The organism is Streptomyces sp. NPDC004031, from assembly GCF_053604375.1.
In genome coordinates this window covers 1-4,288 of sequence record NZ_JBSGHL010000130.1, presented here as the reverse complement: position 1 = coordinate 4,288, position 4,288 = coordinate 1, and the positions used below count along the sequence as shown (strand labels likewise).

The following is a 4,288-nucleotide window of genomic DNA, read 5'->3' as shown; positions in this document are numbered from 1 at the left end:
GCGCGGTTGTCGGGTGCTGATGTGGATGTGGTGGAGGCGCATGGTACGGGGACGCGGTTGGGTGATCCGATCGAGGCGCAGGCGCTGATCGCCACATACGGTCAGGGGCGTGCTGCGGAAAGGCCTCTGTGGCTCGGATCGGTGAAATCCAATATCGGGCACACCCAGGCCGCCGCCGGAATGGCGGGCCTGATCAAAATGGTGATGGCCATGCACCACGGGGTGATGCCGAGGACGCTGCACGCCGACGAGCCCACCGCGGAAGTCGACTGGTCCGGCGGCGCGGTGGAACTCCTCAGCGAACAGCGCGACTGGCCCGGGGAGACCGACCGCCCCCGCCGTGCGGGCATTTCGGCCTTCGGCATCTCCGGCACCAATGTGCACGTCATCCTCGAAGAAGCCCCCGCGCCTGACGCCGAGCCGCAGGGCGCGCCCGCCGCCGCGGTCGGCGGGCTGACACCGTGGGTGGTCTCCGGTGCCTCCGCCGAGGGACTGCGCGCGCAGGCCGCGCGGCTCGCGGACTTCGCCGAAGCGGCGGGGCCCGGGGCGGTGGACGTGGGCTGGTCGCTGGTGTCCGGCCGGGCCGTGCTGGACCACCGTGCCGTGGTCGTCGGTGACGATCCCGGCCGACTTCTCGCCGGGCTCAGGTCGTTGGCGGAGGGCGCCCCTTCCGCCTCCGTGGTGGAGGGCGAGCCGCTGCCCGTCGGACCTGGCCCCGTCCTCGTCTTCCCGGGGCAGGGCGGTCAGTGGCGGGGGATGGGCGCCGAACTCCTGGACGTCTCGCCGGTGTTCGCGGCGCGGATCGGTGAGTGCGGGCGGGCGCTCGCGCCGTACGTGGACTGGTCGCTGGAGGAGATGCTGCGCGGGACCGCCCCTGACGTGGATGTGGACCGGGTGGACGTCGTGCAGCCTGCGCTGTGGGCGGTCATGGTGTCGCTCGCCGCGGTGTGGGAGGCGTACGGGGTGCGTGCGGCGGCCGTCGTCGGTCACTCGCAGGGCGAGATCGCCGCCGCCGTCGTCGCGGGCGCGCTCACCCTCGAAGACGGCGCCCGTATCGTCGCCGTCCGCTCGCGTGCCCTGCGGGCCCTCGCCGGACGCGGCGCCATGGCGTCGCTCGCCCTCGGGCGCGACGCCGCCGAGGCCGTGCTCGCCGACCGGTCCGACGTGGCGGTGGCCGCCGTCAACGGCCCCTCGTCCACCGTCGTCTCGGGCTCCCCCGACGCCGTCGCGGCCGTCGTGGCACAGGTCGAGGCCGACGGCGGGCGGGCCCGGCTGATCGACGTGGACTACGCCTCGCACGGCCCCCACGTGGACGAGATCGCCGCCGAACTCACCGACCTGCTCGGCACGATCACGCCCGCCGCCACGACCGTGGCTTTCTACTCCGCCCTCACCGGCGGCCGGATCGACACCGCCGACCTCGACACCGGCTACTGGGTGCGCAACCTGCGCCAGCGGGTCCGCTTCGCCGACGCCGTCGAGGCCGTGCTCGCCGACGGCCACCGGGTGCTGGTCGAGTCGGGTCCGCATCCGGTGCTGAGCACGGGGGTTCAGGAGACGGCCCAGTCGCTGGACCTGGCGGTGGCGACGGTCCCGACGCTGCTGCGCGACAAGGGCGGCGCCGAACAACTGCTGCGGGCCCTGGCCCAGGCGTTCACCGCGGGTCTGACCGTGGACTGGAAGGCCTGGTACGGCGCCCCGGCCGACGCTCCCGCCGTGCCCACCGTCGACCTGCCCACGTACGCCTTCCGGCACCAGCCCTACTGGCTCAAGCCCGACAAGTGGCCCGGCGCCCAGAACGACGCGGCCGCGGCGGACGAGGCCTTCTGGAACGCCGTCGAGTCCGGCGACCTCGCCGGGATCGGGGCCGGGCTGGACACCGCCGAGGAGAGCACCCGGCAGGCGCTGGACACCGCGCTGCCCGTCCTCGCCCAGTGGCGCCGCGGCACCCGCGAGCAGGGCCGGATCGACGGATGGCGCTACGCGGCGGCCTGGTCCGCCGTCGCGGGCCTCGACGCCGCGCCGCGGCTCGCCGGGCGGTGGCTGCTCGTGGCGCCGCGGCGGCTCGCCGCGGACCCCGCCGTCGAGACCGTCACCCGCGCCCTCGACAGCCACGGCGCCACCTGCACCCTGCTGGCCCTCACGCCCGAGGAGCTGGAGCGCGGCGCGCTGACCGACCTGCTGCGCGGCGCCCTGCCCGCGGGCACCCCCGTCACCGGCGTGGTCAGCGTGCTGGGCCTCGACGAGGAGCCGCACCCGCGGCACCCGCACCTGGCCGCCGGGCTCGCCGCGACGCTCGCGCTCGTCCAGGCGCTGGACGACGCGGACTTCGGCGGGCGGCTGTGGGGCGTGACCCGCGGCGGGGTGTCCGCCGGGGCGGGCGGCGCCGACGTGAGCCCCGCGCAGGCACAGGTGTGGGGGCTCGGCCGGGTCGTGGCGCTGGAGTACCCGCGGCTGTGGGGCGGGCTCGCCGACCTGCCGGACGCGGACGACGACGCGACGGCCCCGCTGCTGGCCGCCGTCCTCGCCCAGGAGGCCGGGGACGGTGAGGACCAGGTCGCGCTGCGCGCAGGCGGCCCGCTGGCCCGGCGGCTGCGCCCGCTGCCCGCGACCGCGCCCGGCCCGCAGTGGCGGACCGGCGGCACGGCCCTGGTCACCGGCGGCACCGGCGGGATCGGCGGCCGTGTCGCCCGCTGGCTCGTGGAACGCGGCGCCCGGCACGTCGTCGTGGCCGGCCGGCGCGGCGCCGACGCCCCCGGCAGCCAGGCCCTCACCGCCGAACTCACCGCACTGGGCGCCACGGTGGACATCGCCGCGTGCGACGTCGCCGACCGCGACCAGGTGGCCGCGCTGCTCGCCCGCGTCCCCGCCGAGCACCCGCTGAGCGCCGTCTTCCACGCGGCGGGCGTCGGCGACTACACCCCCGTACGCGACCTGGACGGCGACCGGCTGGCCCAGGTCGCCGCGGGCAAGTCCGGCGGCGCCCGCTGGCTCGACGAGCTGACCCGCGACCTGGACCTCGACGCCTTCGTACTCTTCTCCTCCGGCGCCTCCAGCTGGGGCAGCGGCCAGCAGGGCGCCTACGCCGCCGCCAACGCCTACCTCGACGCCCTCGCCGAGCGCCGCCGGGCCGCGGGCCTCCCGGCCCTGTCCGTCGCATGGGGGCCGTGGGGCGAGGCGGGCATGGCCGCCGACGACGCCGTGACCGCCTTCTTCCGCGACCGCGGCCTCACCGCCATGTCGCCCGGCCTCGCCCTGCGCGTGCTCGGCCAGGCCCTCGGCCGCGGCGAGAGCGTGCTCACCGTCGCCGACTTCGACTGGCCGCGCTTCGCCGCGACCTTCGCCGGGCAGCGCGCCAGCCGGCTGCTCGCCGAGATCCCGCAGGCCGCCGAGGCGCCCGAGCAGGCCGGTGACGAGGAGAGCCCGCTGCGCCGCCAGCTGGCCGCCGCGGCGGCAGGGCAGCGGCAGCAGATCCTCGTCCAGCACATCCGCGCGCTGGCCGCCGGGGTGCTCGGACACGCGGGGCCCGACGCGGTGTCCGCGACCTCCCCCTTCTTCGAGCTGGGCTTCGACTCGCTGACGGCCGTCGAGCTGCGCAACAAGCTCGGCACGTCGCTCGGGATGTCCCTGCCGACGACGCTGATCTTCGACCACCCCACCGCAGACACGCTGGCCCGCCACCTGCTCGCGGAGATCTCCGGCGGCGCGGCGCCCACGGGCGTCCCGGCCGCGCTGCCCGCGGCGCCCGCCGGGCTCTCCGACGAGCCGATCGCGATCGTCGGCATGGCCTGCCGCTACCCCGGCGGCGTCAGCAGCCCCGAGGAGCTGTGGGACCTCGTCGCCGAGGGCCGGGACGCCATGACATCCTTCCCCGCCGACCGCGGCTGGCGCCTGGAGACGCTCTACGACCCCGACCCGGACCGCCCCGGCACCAGCTACGTCCTGGAGGGCGGATTCCTCCCGGACGCGGGCGAGTTCGACGCGGACTTCTTCGGCATCTCACCGCGCGAGGCGGTGGGCATGGACCCCCAGCAGCGGCTGCTGCTGGAGACCGCGTGGGAGACCTTCGAACGCGCCGGCATCGACCACGGCTCGCTCAAGGGCACCGACACCGGCGTCTACGTCGGCGCGACCATCTTCGACTACCTGTCGATCATCGGACTCTCCAGCGCCGACATGGAGGGCTACACCGGCACCGGGAATCTGGGGTGTGTGGTGTCGGGTCGGGTGTCGTATGTGCTGGGTCTTGAGGGTCCTGCGGTGACGGTGGATACGGGGTGTTCGTCGT

General features: G+C 75.9%; 1 protein-coding gene. It reads left to right on the top strand.

The genetic code is table 11. The annotated features are described in order from the left end of the window. A partial coding sequence (locus ACWERV_RS36555) for an SDR family NAD(P)-dependent oxidoreductase (protein WP_452941184.1) occupies positions 1-4,288 on the top strand: 4,288 nt, incomplete at both ends.